Annotated in this window: 21 protein-coding genes; 9 read left to right on the forward strand and 12 right to left on the reverse strand. The window is 72.9% G+C overall.

Annotated elements, in window-relative coordinates:
- Window positions 1-165 precede the first annotated feature (165 nt).
- Window positions 166-501: an STAS domain-containing protein gene (locus tag ACWGH1_RS29675; RefSeq protein ID WP_453409168.1), complete on the forward strand. Its 336-nt coding sequence runs from the start codon at window positions 166-168 to the stop codon at window positions 499-501.
- On the opposite strand, the gene ACWGH1_RS29680 is transcribed toward ACWGH1_RS29675, so the two are convergent.
- The 3 genes from ACWGH1_RS29680 to ACWGH1_RS29690 all read right to left on the reverse strand — a co-directional run bounded on the left by ACWGH1_RS29680 (window position 388) and on the right by ACWGH1_RS29690 (window position 3,607).
- The gene (locus tag ACWGH1_RS29680; protein ID WP_453355710.1) at window positions 388-1,395 is read right to left on the reverse strand and encodes a sigma-70 family RNA polymerase sigma factor; all 1,008 of its coding nucleotides are present in this window, start codon (window positions 1,393-1,395) and stop codon (window positions 388-390) included. The genes ACWGH1_RS29675 and ACWGH1_RS29680 overlap by 114 nt on opposite strands.
- Before the next feature lie 87 nt (window positions 1,396-1,482).
- Window positions 1,483-2,217 carry a L,D-transpeptidase family protein gene (locus tag ACWGH1_RS29685; protein WP_453355709.1) on the reverse strand — a complete coding sequence of 245 codons (735 nt, stop codon included), beginning with the start codon at window positions 2,215-2,217 and terminating at the stop codon, window positions 1,483-1,485.
- A gap of 109 nt (window positions 2,218-2,326) precedes the next feature.
- On the reverse strand, window positions 2,327-3,607 hold the full coding sequence (locus tag ACWGH1_RS29690) for an MFS transporter (protein WP_453355708.1): 1,281 nt from the start codon (window positions 3,605-3,607) through the stop codon (window positions 2,327-2,329).
- Between the two features lie 99 nt (window positions 3,608-3,706).
- On the opposite strand from ACWGH1_RS29690, the gene ACWGH1_RS29695 reads away from it, so the two are divergent.
- Window positions 3,707-4,633, forward strand: a complete 927-nt coding sequence (locus tag ACWGH1_RS29695) for a LysR family transcriptional regulator (RefSeq protein ID WP_453355707.1) — start codon at window positions 3,707-3,709, stop codon at window positions 4,631-4,633.
- Here ACWGH1_RS29695 and ACWGH1_RS29700 read toward each other — a convergent pair.
- The 3 genes from ACWGH1_RS29700 to ACWGH1_RS29710 form a co-directional block, all read right to left on the reverse strand.
- Window positions 4,584-5,681, reverse strand: coding sequence for a LuxR C-terminal-related transcriptional regulator (locus ACWGH1_RS29700; RefSeq protein ID WP_453355706.1), 1,098 nt, complete (start codon window positions 5,679-5,681; stop codon window positions 4,584-4,586). The genes ACWGH1_RS29695 and ACWGH1_RS29700 overlap by 50 nt on opposite strands.
- A 241-nt stretch (window positions 5,682-5,922) precedes the next feature.
- Window positions 5,923-6,291, reverse strand: coding sequence for a cupin domain-containing protein (locus ACWGH1_RS29705; RefSeq protein ID WP_453409169.1), 369 nt, complete (start codon window positions 6,289-6,291; stop codon window positions 5,923-5,925).
- A gap of 93 nt (window positions 6,292-6,384) precedes the next feature.
- Window positions 6,385-7,134 carry an alpha/beta hydrolase gene (locus ACWGH1_RS29710; RefSeq protein WP_453357285.1) on the reverse strand — a complete coding sequence of 250 codons (750 nt, stop codon included), beginning with the start codon at window positions 7,132-7,134 and terminating at the stop codon, window positions 6,385-6,387.
- Window positions 7,135-7,248: 114 nt separating this feature from the next.
- On the opposite strand from ACWGH1_RS29710, the gene ACWGH1_RS29715 reads away from it, so the two are divergent.
- The 3 genes from ACWGH1_RS29715 to ACWGH1_RS29725 all read left to right on the forward strand — a co-directional run bounded on the left by ACWGH1_RS29715 (window position 7,249) and on the right by ACWGH1_RS29725 (window position 9,758).
- A complete protein-coding gene (locus tag ACWGH1_RS29715) occupies window positions 7,249-8,397 on the forward strand; it encodes an adenosine deaminase (protein WP_453357284.1) in 1,149 nt (382 codons plus the stop codon).
- A gap of 138 nt (window positions 8,398-8,535) precedes the next feature.
- The gene (locus ACWGH1_RS29720) at window positions 8,536-8,799 is read left to right on the forward strand and encodes a hypothetical protein (RefSeq protein WP_453356775.1); all 264 of its coding nucleotides are present in this window, start codon (window positions 8,536-8,538) and stop codon (window positions 8,797-8,799) included.
- A gap of 182 nt (window positions 8,800-8,981) precedes the next feature.
- A complete protein-coding gene (locus tag ACWGH1_RS29725) occupies window positions 8,982-9,758 on the forward strand; it encodes a hypothetical protein (protein WP_453356774.1) in 777 nt (258 codons plus the stop codon).
- Window positions 9,759-9,808: 50 nt separating this feature from the next.
- Here ACWGH1_RS29725 and ACWGH1_RS29730 read toward each other — a convergent pair whose 3' ends face one another.
- The 5 genes from ACWGH1_RS29730 to ACWGH1_RS29750 form a co-directional block, all read right to left on the reverse strand.
- Entirely contained in the window at window positions 9,809-10,021 is a 213-nt protein-coding gene (locus ACWGH1_RS29730; RefSeq protein WP_453356773.1) for a PspC domain-containing protein, read from the reverse strand.
- A gap of 41 nt (window positions 10,022-10,062) precedes the next feature.
- Entirely contained in the window at window positions 10,063-10,623 is a 561-nt protein-coding gene (locus ACWGH1_RS29735) for a VanZ family protein (RefSeq protein WP_453356772.1), read from the reverse strand.
- Between the two features lie 69 nt (window positions 10,624-10,692).
- Complete coding sequence (locus tag ACWGH1_RS29740; protein WP_453356771.1) at window positions 10,693-11,322, reverse strand: PH domain-containing protein; 630 nt, start codon at window positions 11,320-11,322, stop codon at window positions 10,693-10,695.
- Between the two features lie 25 nt (window positions 11,323-11,347).
- Window positions 11,348-11,944 carry a class F sortase gene (locus tag ACWGH1_RS29745; RefSeq protein WP_453356770.1) on the reverse strand — a complete coding sequence of 199 codons (597 nt, stop codon included), beginning with the start codon at window positions 11,942-11,944 and terminating at the stop codon, window positions 11,348-11,350.
- An 84-nt stretch (window positions 11,945-12,028) separates the two neighbouring features.
- Window positions 12,029-13,033, reverse strand: coding sequence for a hypothetical protein (locus tag ACWGH1_RS29750; RefSeq protein WP_453355557.1), 1,005 nt, complete (start codon window positions 13,031-13,033; stop codon window positions 12,029-12,031).
- A 306-nt stretch (window positions 13,034-13,339) separates the two neighbouring features.
- Between ACWGH1_RS29750 and deoC the strand changes: the two genes are divergently transcribed.
- The 3 genes from deoC to ACWGH1_RS29765 are packed head-to-tail and all read left to right on the forward strand — an operon-like array spanning window position 13,340 to window position 16,633.
- Window positions 13,340-14,302: a deoxyribose-phosphate aldolase gene (gene deoC / locus ACWGH1_RS29755; RefSeq protein WP_453355562.1), complete on the forward strand. Its 963-nt coding sequence runs from the start codon at window positions 13,340-13,342 to the stop codon at window positions 14,300-14,302.
- Window positions 14,303-14,307: 5 nt separating this feature from the next.
- On the forward strand, window positions 14,308-15,744 hold the full coding sequence (locus ACWGH1_RS29760) for an aldehyde dehydrogenase family protein (RefSeq protein WP_453409170.1): 1,437 nt from the start codon (window positions 14,308-14,310) through the stop codon (window positions 15,742-15,744).
- Complete coding sequence (locus tag ACWGH1_RS29765; RefSeq protein WP_453355559.1) at window positions 15,737-16,633, forward strand: aldehyde dehydrogenase family protein; 897 nt, start codon at window positions 15,737-15,739, stop codon at window positions 16,631-16,633. The genes ACWGH1_RS29760 and ACWGH1_RS29765 overlap by 8 nt, the downstream gene beginning before the upstream one ends.
- Window positions 16,634-16,707: 74 nt before the next feature.
- On the opposite strand, the gene ACWGH1_RS29770 is transcribed toward ACWGH1_RS29765, so the two are convergent.
- A complete protein-coding gene (locus tag ACWGH1_RS29770; RefSeq protein ID WP_453355560.1) occupies window positions 16,708-17,058 on the reverse strand; it encodes a hypothetical protein in 351 nt (116 codons plus the stop codon).
- 159 nt (window positions 17,059-17,217) lie between these two features.
- Here ACWGH1_RS29770 and ACWGH1_RS29775 point away from each other — a divergent pair, with 159 nt between their 5' ends.
- Window positions 17,218-17,850: a uridine kinase family protein gene (locus tag ACWGH1_RS29775; protein ID WP_453355561.1), complete on the forward strand. Its 633-nt coding sequence runs from the start codon at window positions 17,218-17,220 to the stop codon at window positions 17,848-17,850.
- Window positions 17,851-18,018 lie beyond the last annotated feature (168 nt).

Consider the following 18,018-nt stretch of genomic DNA (forward strand, 5'->3'; position numbering starts at 1 on the left):
TCGGGGCTGCCCCCACCCGCCGCCCCGCCCCCCCCCCCCCCGGGGGGGGGGCCCCCCCGCCGGCCGCCGCCCCGACGGCTTTTTTGCCGCCGGGCCCCGGGGCCGCCGAGGCTCGGGCTGGGGGCGGCCCCGATGAGTTCCGGCGCGGCGCCCGGTCAACCTCTCGTGGAGATCAGAAGACTGGTGCTGCCCGGCCCGGCCGTGACCCCGCAGGACGCCGAACGGCTCGACGCCCTGTGCCGGGACGGCCCCCGCCCGCTGTGGGTGGTGTGCGCCGCCGGGGAGCTGGCCGCGGCCGGGCTCGCCGAGGTGGACGCGCTCGCGCGCCTCGCCCTCGCCGCCCGCCGGGCCGGGGTCCGCCTCAGCCTGGCCGGCGTCCCGCCGCGGCTACGCGCCCTGCTGCACCTCGTAGGACTCGTCGAGCTGCTCGGGGAGCCCGAACAGCGGGAACCACCTGGCGGTGTCCAGGAAGGCGTTCAGCCCGACGATCTTCCCCGCTGATATTTCCAGCACCTGGAGCGCCCACGGCTCGTGCCCGGGCCGGCCGTCCGTACGCGGGCGGTACTGCCCGAAGGCCGGCATGCCGTTCGCCGTCGTCGGGACGAGCCGGGAACCCTTGCAGCCGATGCCCTGGTTCAGGTGCCACGCCGCGATGTCGGCGGGGCCCCTCAGCCACAGGTCGAACGGCGGCATCGACAGCACCGCGTCCTCGTGCAGCAGGGCGGTGAGCCGGGAGATGTCGTACGCCTCGAAGGCGCTCAGGTACCGCTCCAGGAGCTTCGCCTGGTCCGCGTCCAGCGGGTCCGCCGGATCGCTCGCCCGGACCGCCTGGCCGGCGAGCGTGGCGCGCGCCCGCTGGAGGGCGCTGTTCACCGACGCCACCGTGGTGTCCAGCAGCGTCGCGACCTCGTCCGCCTTCCAGGCCAGCACCTCGCGCAGGATCAGTACGGCCCGCTGCTTCGGCGGCAGGTGCTGGAGGGCGGCGACGAAGGCCAGCCGCACGGACTCCTTCGCCAGCGCCGTCTCCGCGGGATCCGCGGTCTGCGGCAGCACCCGCCCGTCCGGCACCGGCTCCAGCCACGTCACCTCGGGCCGCTCGCTGAGCACGGCGGAGGCCTGGTGCTGCGGCGCGCTGAGGTCCATCGGCCGGGCCCGCTTGTTCCCGGCGTTCAGCAGGTCCAGGCAGACGTTCGTGGCGATCCGGTACAGCCAGGACCGCAGCGAGGAACGGCCCTCGAACTTGCCGTATGCGCGCCAGGCGCGCAGGTACGTGTCCTGTACCGCGTCCTCGGCGTCGAAGGACGAGCCGAGCATCCGGTAGCAGTAACCGGTGAGCTCGACCCGGTAGCGGTCCATCGCCGAGTCGAGTTCCGGGCTGGTCGCGAGGTCACTCATGGCTGCCGTCCCCCAGTAGTTCCACTACGTCGAAAACTACCGGAGGGGTCTGACAACGGCAGCCCGGCGCGACCCGGCGGGACCGGCCTACGTGCCGGGCTTGCGGCCGTACACGTACACGTCGTCACCGCCCCGCAGCAGATTCCAGTACGCCTTGGCGTCCGCCGGACGCATGTTCACGCAGCCGCCGGAGCCGGGCGGGTTCCACATGTCCTTCTCGACGGAGTGGAAGGCGATGCCGCCGTCGAAGAACTGCGAGTACGGCATCGCGACGTCGTAGAGGGTCGACCAGTGGTCGATGCTGCGGTAGTAGATCTTCTTCGGACCCGTCCGCGTCTCGGTCCCGGCCTTGCCCGTGCGCACGGGCACCGGCCCGTAGACCAGCTTCCCGCCGTCCTGGACCCAGCTGAGCTGGCGCGTCAGGTCCACGCAGGCGATCCGTCCGAGACCGACCGGGCACTTCCCGTCCCGGTTGGGGGTGCTGCCCGCCGCCCGCTGCGCCAGCATCACGCTCATCGTCTGCCAGGTGAGCGGCCCGGCGTACCCCGCTGTCGGGGTGATGCCGTGGACCGCCTGGAACCCCTTGATGGCCGAGCAGTCGGCCGCCGACTGCACGCCGTCCACCGGCCGCCCCAGGAACTGCTCGACCTGCCGCTGGTAGGGCCCGGTGGTCGCGGTGCAGGAATCGGCCCGCGCCGCCGGGCTCCCGACGACCACCAGCGGGGCCGCCAGGGCCACCGCCGCGCCCGCCAGCGCCGCGGTCCGGCCCCTCGTACGAATCCGTCGTTTCCGTGTGGATGTCACATCCGCCTCCCCACGCATTACTTCCCCGCCCGGTCGCCGAACGTGCCGGAGCCCGGAGCGTGTTGGGCTCCGGGCTCCGTAAATCACCTCGTACCGATGTCGTACGGGCACATGCGCACGCGTCGTATCAGCGCACCGCGGCCAGCGAGGCCGGGCGGCGCTCGGCACGCGCCACCCGCGAGCCGTACAGGGTGATCGACGCGACTCCCACCACCGCCACCAGCGCGATCCCGACCGTGGCCGCCCACCCCGAGGCGTGGTAGGCCAGCGCCCCGAGCGTGCCGCCCGCGCTCGAACCGAGGTAGTACGCCGACTGGTAGAGCGCCGACGCCTGCGCCCGGCCCGTCGTCGCCGTCCGGCTCACCGCCGCCGAGGCCACCGCGTGCCCCGCGAAGAACCCGGCCGTGATCAGCACCAGACCCGCCAGGACGGCGGCCAGCGCGTCCGCCAGGGAGAGCAGCAGCCCGAGCGCGGTCGTGGTCACCGCCAGGTACAGCGCGCCGCGCCGGCCGATCCGGGCCACCAGCTGCCCGGCGGCCGCCGAGGAGACCGTACCGACCAGGTACACCAGGAACACCGACCCGACGACGCCCTGGCCCAGCGAGAACGGCTCGTCCACCAGGCGGTACCCGATGACCGTGTACACCGCCCCGAACACCGTCATGAACAGCGCCCCGATCCCGTACAGCCGCAGCAGCAGCGGATCCCGCAGGTGCCCGGCGACGGTACGGCCCACCGCGCGCGGCTCCAGCGAGGCCGGGCGGAAGAACCGCGCCCGGGGCAGCAGTACCAGGAACGCCACCGCGCACCCCACCGCCATCAGGCCGACGGTCAGCAGCCCGGCCCGCCAGCCCCACAGCTGCGCCGCCCAGCCCGTGACGATGCGGCCGCTCATCCCGCCGATCGAGTTGCCCGCGACGAACAGGCCGATCGCGCCGACCAGCGCCCTCGGCCGGACCTCCTCCGCCAGGTACGCCATCGCGGAGGCGGGGATGCCGGCGATCGCCGCGCCCTGGACCGCGCGCAGCGCCACCAGCCACTCCAGGTTCGGCGCGAACGGGACGAGCAGGCCGACGCCGACGGCCAGCACCATCGCCCAGGTCATCATCCGGGTCCGCCCGAACCGCTCGGACAGCGCGCTCAGCGGCAGGACGAACAGCGCGAGCGCCCCGGTGGCGGCGGACACCGTCCAGCTGGCCTGACCGGCCGTCACGCCGAAGGTGCCGGAGATCGCGGGCAGCAGCGCCTGGGTGGAGTAGAGGAGGGCGAAGGTCGCCAGTCCGGCGGCGAAGAGCGCGAGGCTCATCCGGCGGTAGCCGGGGCGGCCGGGGGAGATAGGTTCCGGTGCGGGGGACGACGGGGTGGAGGCACCCGGGATGGCGGGTGCCCCGGTATGAGCGGGAGGCATGCTTCAACGGTAGAGCCGGGCCGTTTCATGCGTCCAATGCACAGGTTCGCGATAATCAATCCACTCATGCATCAGCCCAGCTCAGAGAGGTGCATGTCAATGAGTCGTTACGAAGAAGACATCCCCGTGACAAGTCTGCTGGCCCCCCGGCTCGCCTACTTCGTCGCGGTCGCCCGGCACGAGCACGTCACCCGCGCCGCGCACGAGCTGGGCGTACCGCAGTCCACCCTGTCCCGGGCGATGGTCCGCCTCGAACAGGACCTGTCCGTCACGCTGTTCGCGCGCAAGGGCCGCACCGTCGCCCTCACCACCGCCGGGCGCACCTTCCTGGCCTCCGCCCAGCGGGCCCTCGGCGAGATCGCCCGCGCCGCCGAATCCGTGCAGCAGGACGCCGACCCGGCCTCCGGGAAGGTCGCCTTCGGCTTCCTGCACACCCTCGGCTCCGAGACCGTACCCGGGCTCATCCGCGCCTTCCGCGCCGACCACCCGAGGATCCGGTTCTCCCTGGTCCAGAACTACGGCGAGGCCATGCTGGAGCGGCTTCGGGCCGGGGAACTCGACCTCTGCCTCACCTCCCCGCTGCCCGACGCGCCCGACCTGGTGGCCCGCCGCCTCGACGAGCAGCGGTTGCGCCTGGTCGTGCCCGACGACCACCGGCTCGCCGGCCGCAAGCGCGTGCGCCTCGCCGAGGCCGCCGAGGAAACCTTCGTCACCCTGGAACCCGGCTACGGCCTGCGCCGGATCACCGACGACCTGTGCGCGGAAGCCGGGTTCACCCCGCGGGTCGCCTTCGAGGGCGAGGAGGCGGAGACCCTGCGCGGCCTGGTCGCCGCGGGCCTCGGCGTGGCCCTGCTGCCGCCGCCCGCCGTGGCCCGGCCGGGCGTGGTCGAGCTGACGGTGACGGCGCCCCGGGCGGTCCGCGAGATCGGCGTCGCCTGGCTCGACGGACACCCCGACACGCCGCCGGTGGCGGAGTTCAAGCGGTTCCTGCTGTCCCGGCGGGGCCGGCTGATTCCCGAACTGTGAGCCGCACGGCGTCCCGTGTCCCGGCCCCTTCGGCCCCCGCGTTCCGCACCCCGGCCGACAGCAGGTACCCGGCCTGGAAGCGGGACTTGGCGCCCACCGCCCGCATGATGCCCGCGATGTGCCGCTGACAGGTCCGCTCCGACATGCCCAGCCGGCGCGCGATCACCTTGTCCTCCAGCCCCTCCGCCAGCAGCCGTACGATCGTCTGCCGCAGCTCGTCGGTGAGCGAGCGCGCCGCCTGCGGTCCCACCGTTACGGGGAAGGGCTCCGCCGCCACCCAGCACCGTTCGAAGGCCGCCTTCATGAAGTGCACGACGTTCGGTTCGCGCACCACCAGCGCCGCCCCGCTGCGGTCCGGCACCGCCATCAACCCCGTGCGGCCGTCGAAGACCAGCATCCGCATCAGTGCGTCGCCGACCGTGCGGACCTGCGCGCCCAGCGCCGTCAGCCGCTCCACGTACGCCGCCGTCGGGCGCGAGTACCGCGCCGTGTGCTGGTAGACGGCCCGCATCCGCACCCCGCGGGCCAGCAGCGCCTCGTCCCGCCCGATCGACTCCTCCAGCGACTCCGGCGGGCGGCCGCCGCCGGGCTGCGAGGTCAGCAACTCGCACTCGGTGCCCGCCACCAGCTCCGCGATCAGCCCCCGTACCGCGCCCAGGTCGGTCACCAGCTCCAAGTGGCCCGAGCCGCTCGGATCGCGGTGCGCGGCGCCCGCCTCGTACGCCGGGACCAGCTCCTCCAGCCGCCCGCGCAGCCGGTCCATCTCGTCGTGCGTCTCCCGCACGAGCAGCGCCAGCGGGGCCAGGGCCCGGGCCGCCGCCGCGCGCGGCGCCACCGCGCTCCACCGCTCGGGGCCCGGCCCGGGGGCGCGCTGGAGCAGGTGCGCCGCGGCCAGCTCCGTGATGGCGGTACCGGCGCGCGCACCCAGGGCGACGGTGGCCTCCGCCGCGGCGAAGGCACGCCGCTCCACCGCGTACGCGTAGAGGAGCCGGGCGGCGGGGCTCAGCCCGTCGTTCCGGGCGCTCCCGTCGAGGTCCTCGGCCGGCATGTGCCTATTTCTCCCTGTGGGTGAGGTTTTGTAAACCCCTCGTGTTCCCGCAAGGCGGCAAGACGACGCCCGGCGGCGGCCCTGCGGCATATGCCGAACCGGCACAGTGGATGACGGCCCGAGGGGGAAGGCAGCGGAAAGCACGCCGGGACGGCCGGGCCATCCGACCGTGAGGGGGCGGATCGGCGGGCCCGGCCGGCCCGGCGCGCCGTCCGTCGGCCCGCCGCGTGCGGCGAGTACGTCAGCCGGAGGACTTCGCGTAGTCCCCGAAACCGGTCCAGTCGACGGCGACGACCTTCTCGTCGCCCACCACCCAGGCGTCGTGGCCGGGCTCGACCTGCATGAAGTCGCCGGGGCCGTACTCCTCGCTGGTGCCGTCGTCCATGACGATCTTCATCCGGCCGCTCACCATGTACCCCGTGTGTGCGGCCTCGCAGCTGTCCGTGCCGGCCAGCGGCTTGATGTGCTCCGACCAGCGCCAGCCCGGCTCGAACACCGCGCGGCCGACGGGCCCGCCCGCCGTCTGGATCACGTCCAGCCGGCCCTTGCCGTCCTGGAACGGGCGCGTCTCGTCCGCGTCGTCGAAGTTCTTGCGCACGATCTGGGCCATGCCCTATCGCCTCCCGTGGAAGAAGCCCCCGAGGACAATCACCCGAGTCCACTTCCCACTTTACGCGCGGACGGCGTTCCCGCCCGGGGCGGTTCAACCCCGCAGCGACCGCCCGAAACCCGAGGCCAGCGGCATCCGCAGGCCCAGCGGCGGGGGCGCGGCGAGCGCGTCCGTCACCGGCCGCGAGTACCGATGCGAGAACATGGCGCCGAGGACGAAGTCCACCCCGAGGGCGACCACCTCGGCCCGGTGCTCGCGCAGCCCGTGCCCGTCCGAGTGCACCTCGAACCGGCACGTGGAACGATTCGCCTTCTTCGCCCGCGCCGCCAGGAGGAAGGACGACTCCGGGTCGCAGTGCCCGTCGTCGGTCCCGTGCACGATCAGCACCTGCCGGCCCGCCAGCTGCTTCACCGGCTCGGGCTCCGGTTCCGGCTCCGGCCCGCGGAAGCCCTTGCCGGCCGCCGCGCCCGGGCCGAGGGAAGGGGCCAGCGCCAGCACCGCGTGGACGGCCTCGTGCCCCGCCGCCCGCAGCGCCGCCAGGCCGCCCGCATCGTATCCGGCCAGGCAGACCGGCACGTCCCCGTACCTGCGTACCGCCTCGTCCGACGCCCACCGGGCGTCGTCCTCGCGGGCGCCCGCGCCGTGCAGCACCGGGTGCGCGACGAGGCCCTGGGCACCGCCCGCCCGGGCCAGCGCCCGCGCGAGCGGACGCAGTGGACCGGGGGAGAATCTGGACGCCCCGGGGAGCAGGAGCACCACACCACTGACCGTCGAGACCGAGCCGTTCGCGCCGGCCGCCCGCCCCAGGCGGGCCCCGCGCGCCGGCGGCGCATGCTGTGCCATGGCGGAACAGTCTCAGACTGACAGGTGTACGCGACCCCTCCGTACGGTCACTGTTACGTATCGACGGCTCACGCCGACCCCGCGCTCTACGCGCGTAGGAGCTAGAGTGCCCAGATGACGAGCGACACCCCGAACCTGCCCACCCCGGATCAGATCCGCCGTGCCCCCAAGGTGCTCCTCCACGACCACCTCGACGGTGGCCTGCGCCCCGGCACCATCATCGAGCTGGCCCGCGAGGCCGGCTACGAGAACCTCCCCGAGACCGATGCCGACAAGCTGGGCGTCTGGTTCCGGGAAGCCGCCGACTCCGGCTCCCTCCCCCGCTACCTGGAGACGTTCGCGCACACCTGCGCCGTCATGCAGACGAAGGCGGCGCTCTTCCGCGTCGCCGCCGAGTGCGCCGAGGACCTGGCCGAGGACGGCGTCGTGTACGCCGAGATCCGCTACGCCCCCGAGCAGCACCTCGAAGCCGGCCTGACCCTCGAAGAGGTGGTCGAGGCGGTGAACGACGGCTTCCGCGAGGGCGAGCGCCGCGCGAAGGCGAACGGCCACCGCATCCGGATCGGGGCCCTGCTGACCGCGATGCGGCACGCCGCCCGCGCGCTGGAGATCGCCGAGCTGGCGAACCGCTACCGCGACAACGGCGTGGTCGGCTTCGACATCGCCGGCGCCGAGGCCGGGTTCCCCCCCACCCGCCACCTCGACGCCTTCGAGTACCTCAAGCGCGAGAACAACCACTTCACGATCCACGCGGGCGAGGCCTTCGGCCTGCCGTCGATCTGGCAGGCCCTGCAGTGGTGCGGCGCCGACCGGCTGGGTCACGGCGTGAAGATCATCGACGACATCGAGGTCGCCGCCGACGGCTCGGTCAAGCTGGGCCGCCTGGCCTCATACGTCCGGGACAAGCGCATCCCCCTGGAGATGTGCCCGACCTCGAACCTCCAGACGGCCGCCGCCGCCTCGTACGCCGAACACCCGATCGGCCTGCTGCGCAAGCTGCACTTCCGGTTGACCGTCAACACCGACAACCGGCTGATGAGCGGTACGAGCATGAGCCGCGAGTTCGAGCACCTGGTCGAGACGTTCGGCTACACGCTGGAAGACATGCAGTGGTTCACGGTCAATGCGATGAAGTCCGCGTTCATTCCTTTCGATGAACGACTGGCGATGATCAACGACGTGATCAAGCCGGGTTACGCGGAGCTGAAGTCCGAGTGGCTGTTCCGTCAGACCGCTTCGACCAGCGGTTCTGTCTCGGCCTAGGCCATGGCGTGACATGCGGAAGGCGCCCGGGGAGGGGAATTCCCGGGCGCCTTCTCATATTTAAGGATGTTTGCGGCCCGGGGTTTGAAGTGACTAGTTTGCGGAGCCGCTCAATTCCCCGTCGCAAGGACGATTTTGATGAAGAAGTCAGCTGCCAAGACGCTCGGTGTCGCCGCCCTGGGTGCCGCCTTCGCCGCCGTTGCCGCCGGTTCCGCCTCCGCCGCCGTCCCGGCCGTCGGTCTGACCGACGCGCTGGGCACCGCCACCGGCGCCGTCCAGGGGCTCACCAGCCAGCAGCACATGAGCGCCCAGCAAGGCCAGGACGCGAGCGACCCGGGCGAGGCGCTCGGTACGGTGACCAGCCTCCTCGGCGGCGTGCCGCTCAGCAACCTCGGCAGCTGACAGGCATCGCGCCGAGCCGCGCGGCCCGGTCCGTACGGCTTGGTCCGCACGTCTGATCGGTACGCGGTCCGCACGCGCGCGCCCGTGGCGCACACCCTTTCGACCAGGTGTGCGCCACCTCGCGCGGTGTGCCACGATCACCGGCAACTGCCCGCCGAAGCAAGGTGTTTGGGGTCACGGTCATGCGCATCAAGGCACGGTTCACGGCACGCACGTGGACGCGGACGGCGGGCTTCGCCCTGCTCCCCGCCCTGCTCCTCGCCGCCACGGGATGCGGCGGCGCCGCGGACGGCCCCGGCACGGCCCCCGACGCGAAGGGGCCCGCAGCGCCGCGCGCCACGCCCCCCGCCGGCCCCGCCACCCCGGCCGCCCCGGCCTCCCCCAAGAGCGCGGCGAGCAAGCTGGAGCGGTCCTCCCTGGAACCGGGCGACCTCGACGGCTACCAGATCTCCGCGCAGGGCAAGAACCCGAACGCCCCCTCCGGCCAGCCCCACGCCGACCGGAAGGCCTGCCAGCCCCTCGCCGACGTCATGGGCGACAAGCCCGACCCGGCCGCACACGACACCGTCAACCGGGGCGTCGGCTCGCAGAAGCAGGTCGGTCTCGCCATCTCCGCCTCCGTCAGCTCCTACGACCGGACCGACGCCGAACACCTGATGGACCGGCTGCGCGACGCCGTGGCCGAGTGCACGGGCTTCACTGCCACCGTCCAGAAGCAGACGGGCAGCTACCGCGACGTGAAGGCGCTCGCGTACAAGACCGGCGGCGACGAGAACGTCAGCTGGACCACCACGGTCACCGCCGCGGGCGTCTCCGCGCACGTCCACCTCGTCGTCGTCCGCCAGGGCGCCACCGTGGTGCGGCTGACGGCGCTCAACGTGTCCGACGCCACGAAGGAGGCGAGGGTGCCGCAAGAGGTGGCCGACAAGCAGCTGGAGAAGGTCCGCAAGGCGGGCTGAGCGGGCGCGGGCGGGCCGGTTTACGGCTACCAGGCGGTGCCGGTTTACGGCTACCAGGCGGTCCGGGCCGGACCCGCGCCCGGCTTCTCGTTCGGCAGCAGCAGCCACAGCGCCAGGTAGATCAGGAACTGGGGGCCGGGCAGCAGGCACGAGAGGACGAAGATGATCCGCATCGTCCGCGCCCGCATCCCGAAGCGTCGCGCGAGACCGGCGCAGACGCCACCGATCATCCGTCCGTCACGGGGGCGGGTAATCGCGCTCATGGGTTCCTCCTCGTATCTCGGTACCGCTTCCTTGCGATACCTCAATACTCGCGGGGAACCACCGACAGCACCTCGGTCCAGGGGCTCACGTCGACCCTGGTAATTCTCGGGGTGGCCCCCTGAGAGCGCCGCAGCCTGGACCTCAGGGCCGGCATCACCGCGGTGTGCACGAACAGCACACCGGCCGTGTTCAGCAGCACCGAGTCGACGTCCACGACCTGCCCGGGCACCCCGGTCTGCAGCATCGCGATGCTCAGCGAGATCAGCGCGGCCGCGGCCGCGGTGCGGGCCAGCGACGACCACGCCGCCAGCGAAGACCGCGCGAGCCGCCCGCCGGCCAGCGGCAACAGCACCCCCAGCGGCGCCAGCAGGGCCAGGTCCCCGCCGATCCGCCGGGCCGCCTCCAGCGGCCCGTAGGCGAGGTCGGCCCGGATGCCCGCCAGCGGAGTCAGGTTCGCGGCCGCCGCCCACGGCACGTCCAGTGGCCGCAGGGTCAGCCAGCCGACGAGGAGGAGGTGGGCGGCCAGCAGGGCCGCCCCGACGAGCCGGAGCCGGAATTGGATGGCTGTGGCGGCGCTGCGGCCGGCCTCATGACGCTGCACACCTGCGAGGACGCAGCGTCCGGTGGCGGCGGTTCCGCCCGGTTTCGATGTGACGGGAGGCACCCGGCCCTACAGCAGCGCGAGCAGCACGATCAGGAGCACCGCACCGGCCGCGGCCGGTGCGATGACCTCGTAGGACCACCTGGCCTTGACTTCGCCCTGGGCGCTCGCGCGGGCCGCCCCGCGTTCGGCCAGCTCCTGCAGCTCGTCCACGACCTTGTCGGCGAGGGCCCGCGGCGACCCCTGGGTGACCGCCCCGGCCGCCTGCTCCCGCCCGGTGGCCGCCTCCGCGGCGCCGCGGCCGTGCCGGCGCTGTGCCTTCTTGCGCTCGCGCAGGGACACCGGGACTGACCACAGCTGGTACTTCTCGCCCTCCGCGAGCACCTCCGCCGAATACCCGGCGCGCACCGCGTCCACCGAGCCCCAAGGCAGCTCGATGACCCGGAAGGGGTTGCGCACCCGCATCCGGTCGTCGTTGGCGAAGACGGCGGGCCGGATGGTGAACGCGACGGTCAGCGGCACGGCGCACAGCGCCACGGCCAGGCCGATCCAGCGCGTACTCCCGTCCCCGTACAGGACGGCGTCCCCGCACAGCCACACGATCATCGCGAGGGTCACCACTCCGGTGGCGATGGCCATGGACGAGCGGTAGACGCGATCGGCGTAGACCGGCTCGTCGGCGGGCTGCTGGCTGCTCATGCGCCCGATTCTGCCTCACGCCGTCTCAGCCCACGAGATCGGCGTACAGGATGATGTTGTCGGGACGGTGGCCGTCGGTGAGTTCGCCGCCGCAGGTGATGACCCGCAGCTCCGGGTGCGCGGTGTCCCCGTAGACCTTGGCGGTGGGGAACGCCTTCTTGCCGACCTGTTCCAGTTCGCGCACCCGGAAGAGGGCGGTACTGCCGTCGGCCCGGGAGATGCTGATCTCGTCGCCGGTGCGGACGCGCGAGACGTCCTTGAGCACGCCGGGCCCGCGCGCGGTGTCGAAGTGCCCGATCAGCACGGCGGGGCCGGTCTGGCCGGGCGTGACGCCCCTGGTGTACCAGCCGATCTTGTCCCCGTCCGACACCGGGGGCACCTCGACGGTGCCGTCGGCGGCCGGGCCCAGTTCCAGGACGGGGGAGGCGTCCACGCCGGCCGAGGGGATACGTACGCGCACGGGTTCGGAGGCGGGCAGCGGCGCTGCCGTCGCCGGGGCGGCGGGGGCGGCGGCGGGGGTGACTGCGGGCGGCGCGGCGGTGGTGGCCGTGGCGCCGCCGCAGCCGGTCAGGGCGGCGGCGAGGAGGACGGCGGCGGGCAGCGGGCGCACGCGGTGGTTCACGGGGGCTCCGGGACAACGAGGGCCGGCGGGCCACCGCGGAGGTGGCCCGCCGAGGGCAGGACGAGGAGGGATGTGCCGGGCGCGTCAGCGCCGGGCGCGGCGGCGGACCAGGAAGGCGGCCCCGAGGGCGGCCAACGCGGCGGCCAGCCCGGTGCCGACGGCCACGGTGGTGCTGTTGCCGGTGTCCTCGACGGCGATCTCGGCCCCGGCGGCGACCCCGCCCCGGGGCACGACCACGGTCTGCGCGCCCGTCTGCGGCTGCACGTCGGCGACCGGCTTGACGCTGACCTGGGAGGCCGGTTCGGCGGTGGCCGTGGCGGAGGCGGACGCGGTGGGCTTCGGCGCGGGCTCGTCGGCGCCCTGGGGCTCGGTGACCTTGTAGTCCGGCTTGCAGCCCTTGGGCAGAGCCGGGAAGGAGGTGTGGCCGAGGGGCGTGGCGCCGCCCTGGGCCTTCCACTCGAAGGTGGGCGCGGCGCCGCTCGGGTTGACGATCCGGGCGATGATGCCGTCGGACGCGGGCAGCGCGGGGAAGGTGCGGTCCAGGTGGCGCCAGTTGTCGGTGACGTCCGTGCGGATGGTGACCTCCGGGCCCGCGGTGGACATCGACACGTCGGCGAAGAAGGCCCCGCCGAGGGCGACCGACGTGGCCTCGGTCCCGCAGACCGGGCCGGTCTTGCCCTTCGGCAGCGGGTACGACTTGGCCACCCCGTCCGTGGTGACGACGAGCACCGGGGCGGCCGTGTCCGCCTTGGTGAGCTTGAGCTCCAGACCGTTGGCCGTCAGGGCCGGGTGTGTGCGGTCCACCACCGCCACCACGCGAACCAAGTAGTCGTCGCCCGGCTTCCAGTCCGGGCCCACGGCGCGGATCCAGGCCTCGGGGCCCTCGGCGCCGTTGCGCAGCACCGCGACCAGGCCCTCGCCGATGTAGACCGGCTCGCCCGCGTAGCGGCCGTCGTCCGACACGGATCCGGTTGCCGCGGCCCCGGCAGCGGTCTGCGGGGCGGCCGCGGCGAGCGCCGTCGCGGCCGGCGCGAGCAGGGCGCCGGCGAGGGCGGCGGTAACGATCGAGGTGCGGATGGCGGAACGCATAACGACTCCAGGAAGCATTGTCGCGGGAAGGTGGGAGAGTCGCATGCCGCATTTCTCTACGGGTTCTCTGCCGAAGCTTTCATCCGGTGAGGTCTGGCGGGCTGCTGAAGAGAAATTTACGGATCTTGTTCGACTGGACCATGGGGTTTCCGTCCGCGCCGTGTAACAGCAAAAGCGGAGGTCAGCGGTCCGCAGGCGGCCTGTGGCCTGACGGCCCGCGCGCCCGGATGCGGGAGGCCGCGCACACATGTGCAGCGGCGGGGGGTGACATGTCGCTACGCGCGTAGATATGCTCATCTGGTGACCATGCCCACCACCCTCACCGCATTCGCTGACGTGACGACGTCCGACAGCGCGCTGCGCCGCTTCCTGCACGGGCTGCCCGGCGTAGACGCAGTCGGTCTGGAGGCCCGCGCGGCCTCCCTCGGCACCCGCTCGATCAAGACGACGGCCAAGGCGTACGCCATCGACCTGGCCATCTCGATGATCGACCTGACCACGCTTGAGGGTGCGGACACCCCGGGCAAGGTACGGGCGCTCTCCGTCAAGGCCGTCAACCCCGACCCGACCGACCGTACGACCCCCATGACCGCCGCCGTCTGCGTCTATCCGGACATGGTGGCCACCGCCAAGGCCGCCCTGAACGGCGCGGACGTCAAGGTGGCCTCCGTCGCGACCGCCTTCCCGGCCGGCCGCGCCGCGCTGCCGGTCAAGCTCGCGGACACCCGTGACGCCGTCGCCGCCGGCGCCGACGAGATCGACATGGTCATCGACCGTGGCGCCTTCCTCGCCGGCCGCTACCTGGAGACGTACGAGCTGATCAAGGCCGTCAAGGCGGAGTGCGTGCGCCCCGACGGGACGGCCGCCCGCCTCAAGGTCATCTTCGAGACCGGCGAGCTCTCCACGTACGACAACATCCGCCGCGCCTCCTGGATCGGCATGCTCGCGGGCGCCGACTTCATCAAGACCTCCACCGGCAAGGTCGGCGTCAACGCCACCCCCGCCAACACCCTCCTGATGCTCGAAGCCGTCCGCGACTTCAAGGAGCAGACTGGAATCCAGATCGGCGTGAAGCCGGCCGGCGGCATCCGCACCACCAAGGACGCGATCAAGTTCCTGGTCCTGGTCAACGAGACCGCGGGCGAGGACTGGCTGAGCAACCACTGGTTCCGCTTCGGCGCCTCCAGCCTGCTCAACGACCTGCTGATGCAGCGCCAGAAGCTGAGCACCGGCCGTTACTCCGGTCCCGACTACGTGACGGTGGACTGATCACCATGGCATCCCTCTTCGAGTACGCACCGGCTCCCGAGTCCCGCTCGGTCGTCGACATCGCCCCCTCCTACGGGCTCTTCATCGACGGCGAGTTCACCGACGCCGCCGACGGCAAGGTCTTCAAGACCGTCTCGCCGTCGTCCGAGGAAGTCCTTTCCGAGGTCGCCCGGGCCGGCGCCGCCGATGTCGACCGCGCCGTCAAGGCCGCCCGCAAGGCCTTCGAGAAGTGGTCCGCGCTGCCCGGCTCCGAGCGCGCCAAGTACCTCTTCCGCATCGCCCGGATCATCCAGGAGCGCAGCCGCGAGCTGGCCGTCCTGGAGACCCTGGACAACGGCAAGCCGATCAGGGAGACCCGCGACGCGGACCTCCCCCTGGTCGCCGCGCACTTCTTCTACTACGCGGGCTGGGCCGACAAGCTCGACCACGCCGGCTACGGGGCCGGCCCGCGTCCGCTCGGCGTGGCCGGCCAGGTCATCCCGTGGAACTTCCCGCTGCTGATGCTCGCGTGGAAGATCGCCCCCGCGCTCGCCACCGGCAACACGGTCGTCCTCAAGCCCGCCGAGACCACCCCGCTGTCCGCCCTGTTCTTCGCGGACATCTGCCGCCAGGCCGGCCTGCCCAAGGGCGTCGTCAACATCCTCACCGGTTACGGCGACGCGGGCGCCGCCCTGGTCGAGCACCCCGACGTCAACAAGGTCGCCTTCACCGGCTCCACCGCCGTCGGCAAGGCCATCGCCCGCCAGGTCGCCGGCACGGACAAGAAGGTCACCCTGGAGCTGGGCGGCAAGGGCGCCAACATCGTCTTCGACGACGCCCCCATCGACCAGGCCGTCGAGGGCATCGTCACCGGCATCTTCTTCAACCAGGGCCAGGTCTGCTGCGCGGGCTCGCGCCTGCTGGTCCAGGAGTCGATCCACGACGAGCTGCTGGACTCGCTCAAGCGCCGCCTGTCCACGCTGCGCCTCGGCGACCCGCTCGACAAGAACACCGACATCGGCGCGATCAACTCCGCCGAGCAGCTGGCCCGGATCACCGCACTCGCCGAGACGGGCGAGGCCGAGGGTGCCGAGCGCTGGTCCCCGGCCTGTGAGCTGCCGTCCTCCGGCTACTGGTTCGCGCCGACGCTCTTCACCAACGTCACCCAGGCGCACACCGTCGCCCGCGACGAGATCTTCGGCCCGGTGCTGTCCGTGCTGACCTTCCGCACGCCCGACGAGGCCGTCGCGAAGGCCAACAACAGCCAGTACGGCCTGTCCGCCGGCATCTGGACGGAGAAGGGCTCGCGCATCCTCGCGGTCGCGGGCAAGCTCCGCGCGGGTGTGGTGTGGGCCAACACGTTCAACAAGTTCGACCCGACCTCGCCCTTCGGCGGCTACAAGGAGTCGGGCTTCGGCCGCGAGGGCGGCCGCCATGGTCTGGAGGCCTACCTCGATGTCTGAGTCCTCTGTGCGTCTGAACGTCTTCAAGACCTACAAGCTGTACGTCGGGGGCAAGTTCCCCCGCTCCGAGAGCGGCCGGGTGTACGAGGTGAGCGACTCGAAGGGCAACTGGCTGGCGAACGCCCCGCTGTCCTCCCGCAAGGACGCGCGTGACGCGGTCGTCGCGGCCCGCAAGGCCTTCGGCGGCTGGGCGGGGGCGACCGCGTACAACCGCGGCCAGATCCTCTACCGCATCGCCGAGATGCTGGAGGGCCGCCGCGAGCAGTTCGTCCGCGAGGTCGGCGAGGCCGAGGGGCTGTCCAAGTCCAAGGCGGCGGCGGTCGTCGACGCGGCCATCGACCGCTGGGTCTGGTACGCGGGCTGGACCGACAAGATCGGCCAGGTCGTGGGCGCGGCCAACCCGGTCGCGGGCCCCTTCTTCAACCTCTCCACCCCGGAGCCGACCGGTGTCGTCACCGTCGTCGCCCCGCAGGACTCGTCCTTCCTGGGCCTGGTCTCCGTCATCGCCCCGGTCATCGCGACGGGCAACACGGCGGTGGTGATCGCCTCGGAGAAGTCACCGCTGCCCGCCCTCTCCCTGGGCGAGGTGCTGGCCACCTCCGACCTGCCGGGCGGTGTGGTCAACATCCTCTCCGGCAAGGCCGCCGAGATGGGCCCGCACCTGGCGTCCCACCAGGACGTCAACGCGATCGACCTGGCGGGCGCCGACGCGGCACTGGCCAAGGAGCTGGAGATCGCCGCGGCCGACAACCTCAAGCGCGTCCTGCGTCCACAGCCTGTGGACGACTGGAGCGCCGACCCGGGCACCTCGCGCATGACGGCGTTCCTGGAGACCAAGACGGTCTGGCACCCCACGGGTTCGCTGGGCGCGTCCGGCTCGTCCTACTAGTACTCCCCGGACCGCCCCGAAACCGGCCCCGACAGCCGCCCCCCCCGCTGTCGGGGCCTTCGGCGTTCCCGCCGCTACTTCGGGCCCGGCAGCAGGGGGCCGAGGAGCGAGCCCGCGGCGGCGGTGGGCAGTTCGCCGACCGACGGGCCCTGGGTCAGGACGCCGGTGACCATGGTGGTGCCGACGGAAGGGAAGTCCGCGACCTTGGTCGCCACGCCGTTGTCGAGCGGGTCCACGCCGGTGTGGGCGAGCGGGTTCACCTTGAGGTTCGCGATCGGGTCGGTGACGCCGGCCAGGGCCGCCGGGACGGAGAGCTCGCCCGCCTGCGCACCGCCGGCGGCCATCGCCAGGGCCGCACCGGCCATCGAGAGGGTGAGGCCCGCGGTGCGGAGTGCGCCGTTGCCGGGGGCTGCGTGACGTGCCATGAGGATCCCGCCTGTGGTCGTAGTCGCGTGCGCACGCAGCGTAGTGGAGGTGCGGGGCGGGTTTCCAACCGGCCTTCCGGCGCGGCCGGATGTGAGAGTGCTCGCAGGACGCGTCGCCGGTGTACCGATCCAGGGGGTCATGGTTCACACTGGTGACCCGTGAGCTCCTCCTCCCCCCTCCCCGCGCGCGTCGTCCTGCTGACCGGACCCTCGGGCTCCGGCAAGTCCTCGCTCGCGGCCCGCTCGGGTCTGCCCGTGCTGCGCCTGGACGACTTCTACAAGGAGGGCGACGACCCGACCCTGCCGCTGGTGGAGGGCAGTTCCGACATCGACTGGGACTCGCCGCTGTCGTGGGACGCGGACGCGGCGGTCGCCGCGATCGCGGAGCTGTGCGGGGCGGGGCGCACCGAGGTGCCGGTGTACTCCATCGCGACGTCCTCGCGGACGGGTTCGGAGACGCTGGAGATCGCGCGGGTCCCGCTGTTCATCGCGGAGGGGATCTTCGCGGCCGACATCGTGGCCCGCTGCCAGGAGCTGGGGCTGCTGGCGGACGCGATCTGCCTGCGGGGGCGGCCGTCGACGACGTTCCGCCGGCGGCTGGCGCGGGACCTGCGCGAGGGGCGCAAGTCGGTCCCGTTCCTGCTGCGCAGGGGCTGGCGGCTGATGCGGGCGGAGCGGGGGATCGTGGCGAGGCACGCGGCGCTCGGGGCGGTGCCGTGTGCGCGGGACGAGGCCCTGGGCCGGCTGGCCGCCTCCGCGGCGGGCCGCCACCGCACCCCGACCCCGGCCTGACCCCTCCGGGGTCCTCCGCCACCCCCTCCCGCGGCTGCGCCGCGCCGCTTTCCGGCGGCCCGGCCATAATTCCAGCCTCGCCGGCGTTTGAGGCCGGGCAGGGGGGGGCGGGCGCCGCCCCCCGGGCCGCCCCCCGCGGGGGGGGGGGGGGGGGCCCGGGGGTGCGGG

Source organism: Streptomyces sp. NPDC054883 (assembly GCF_053610645.1).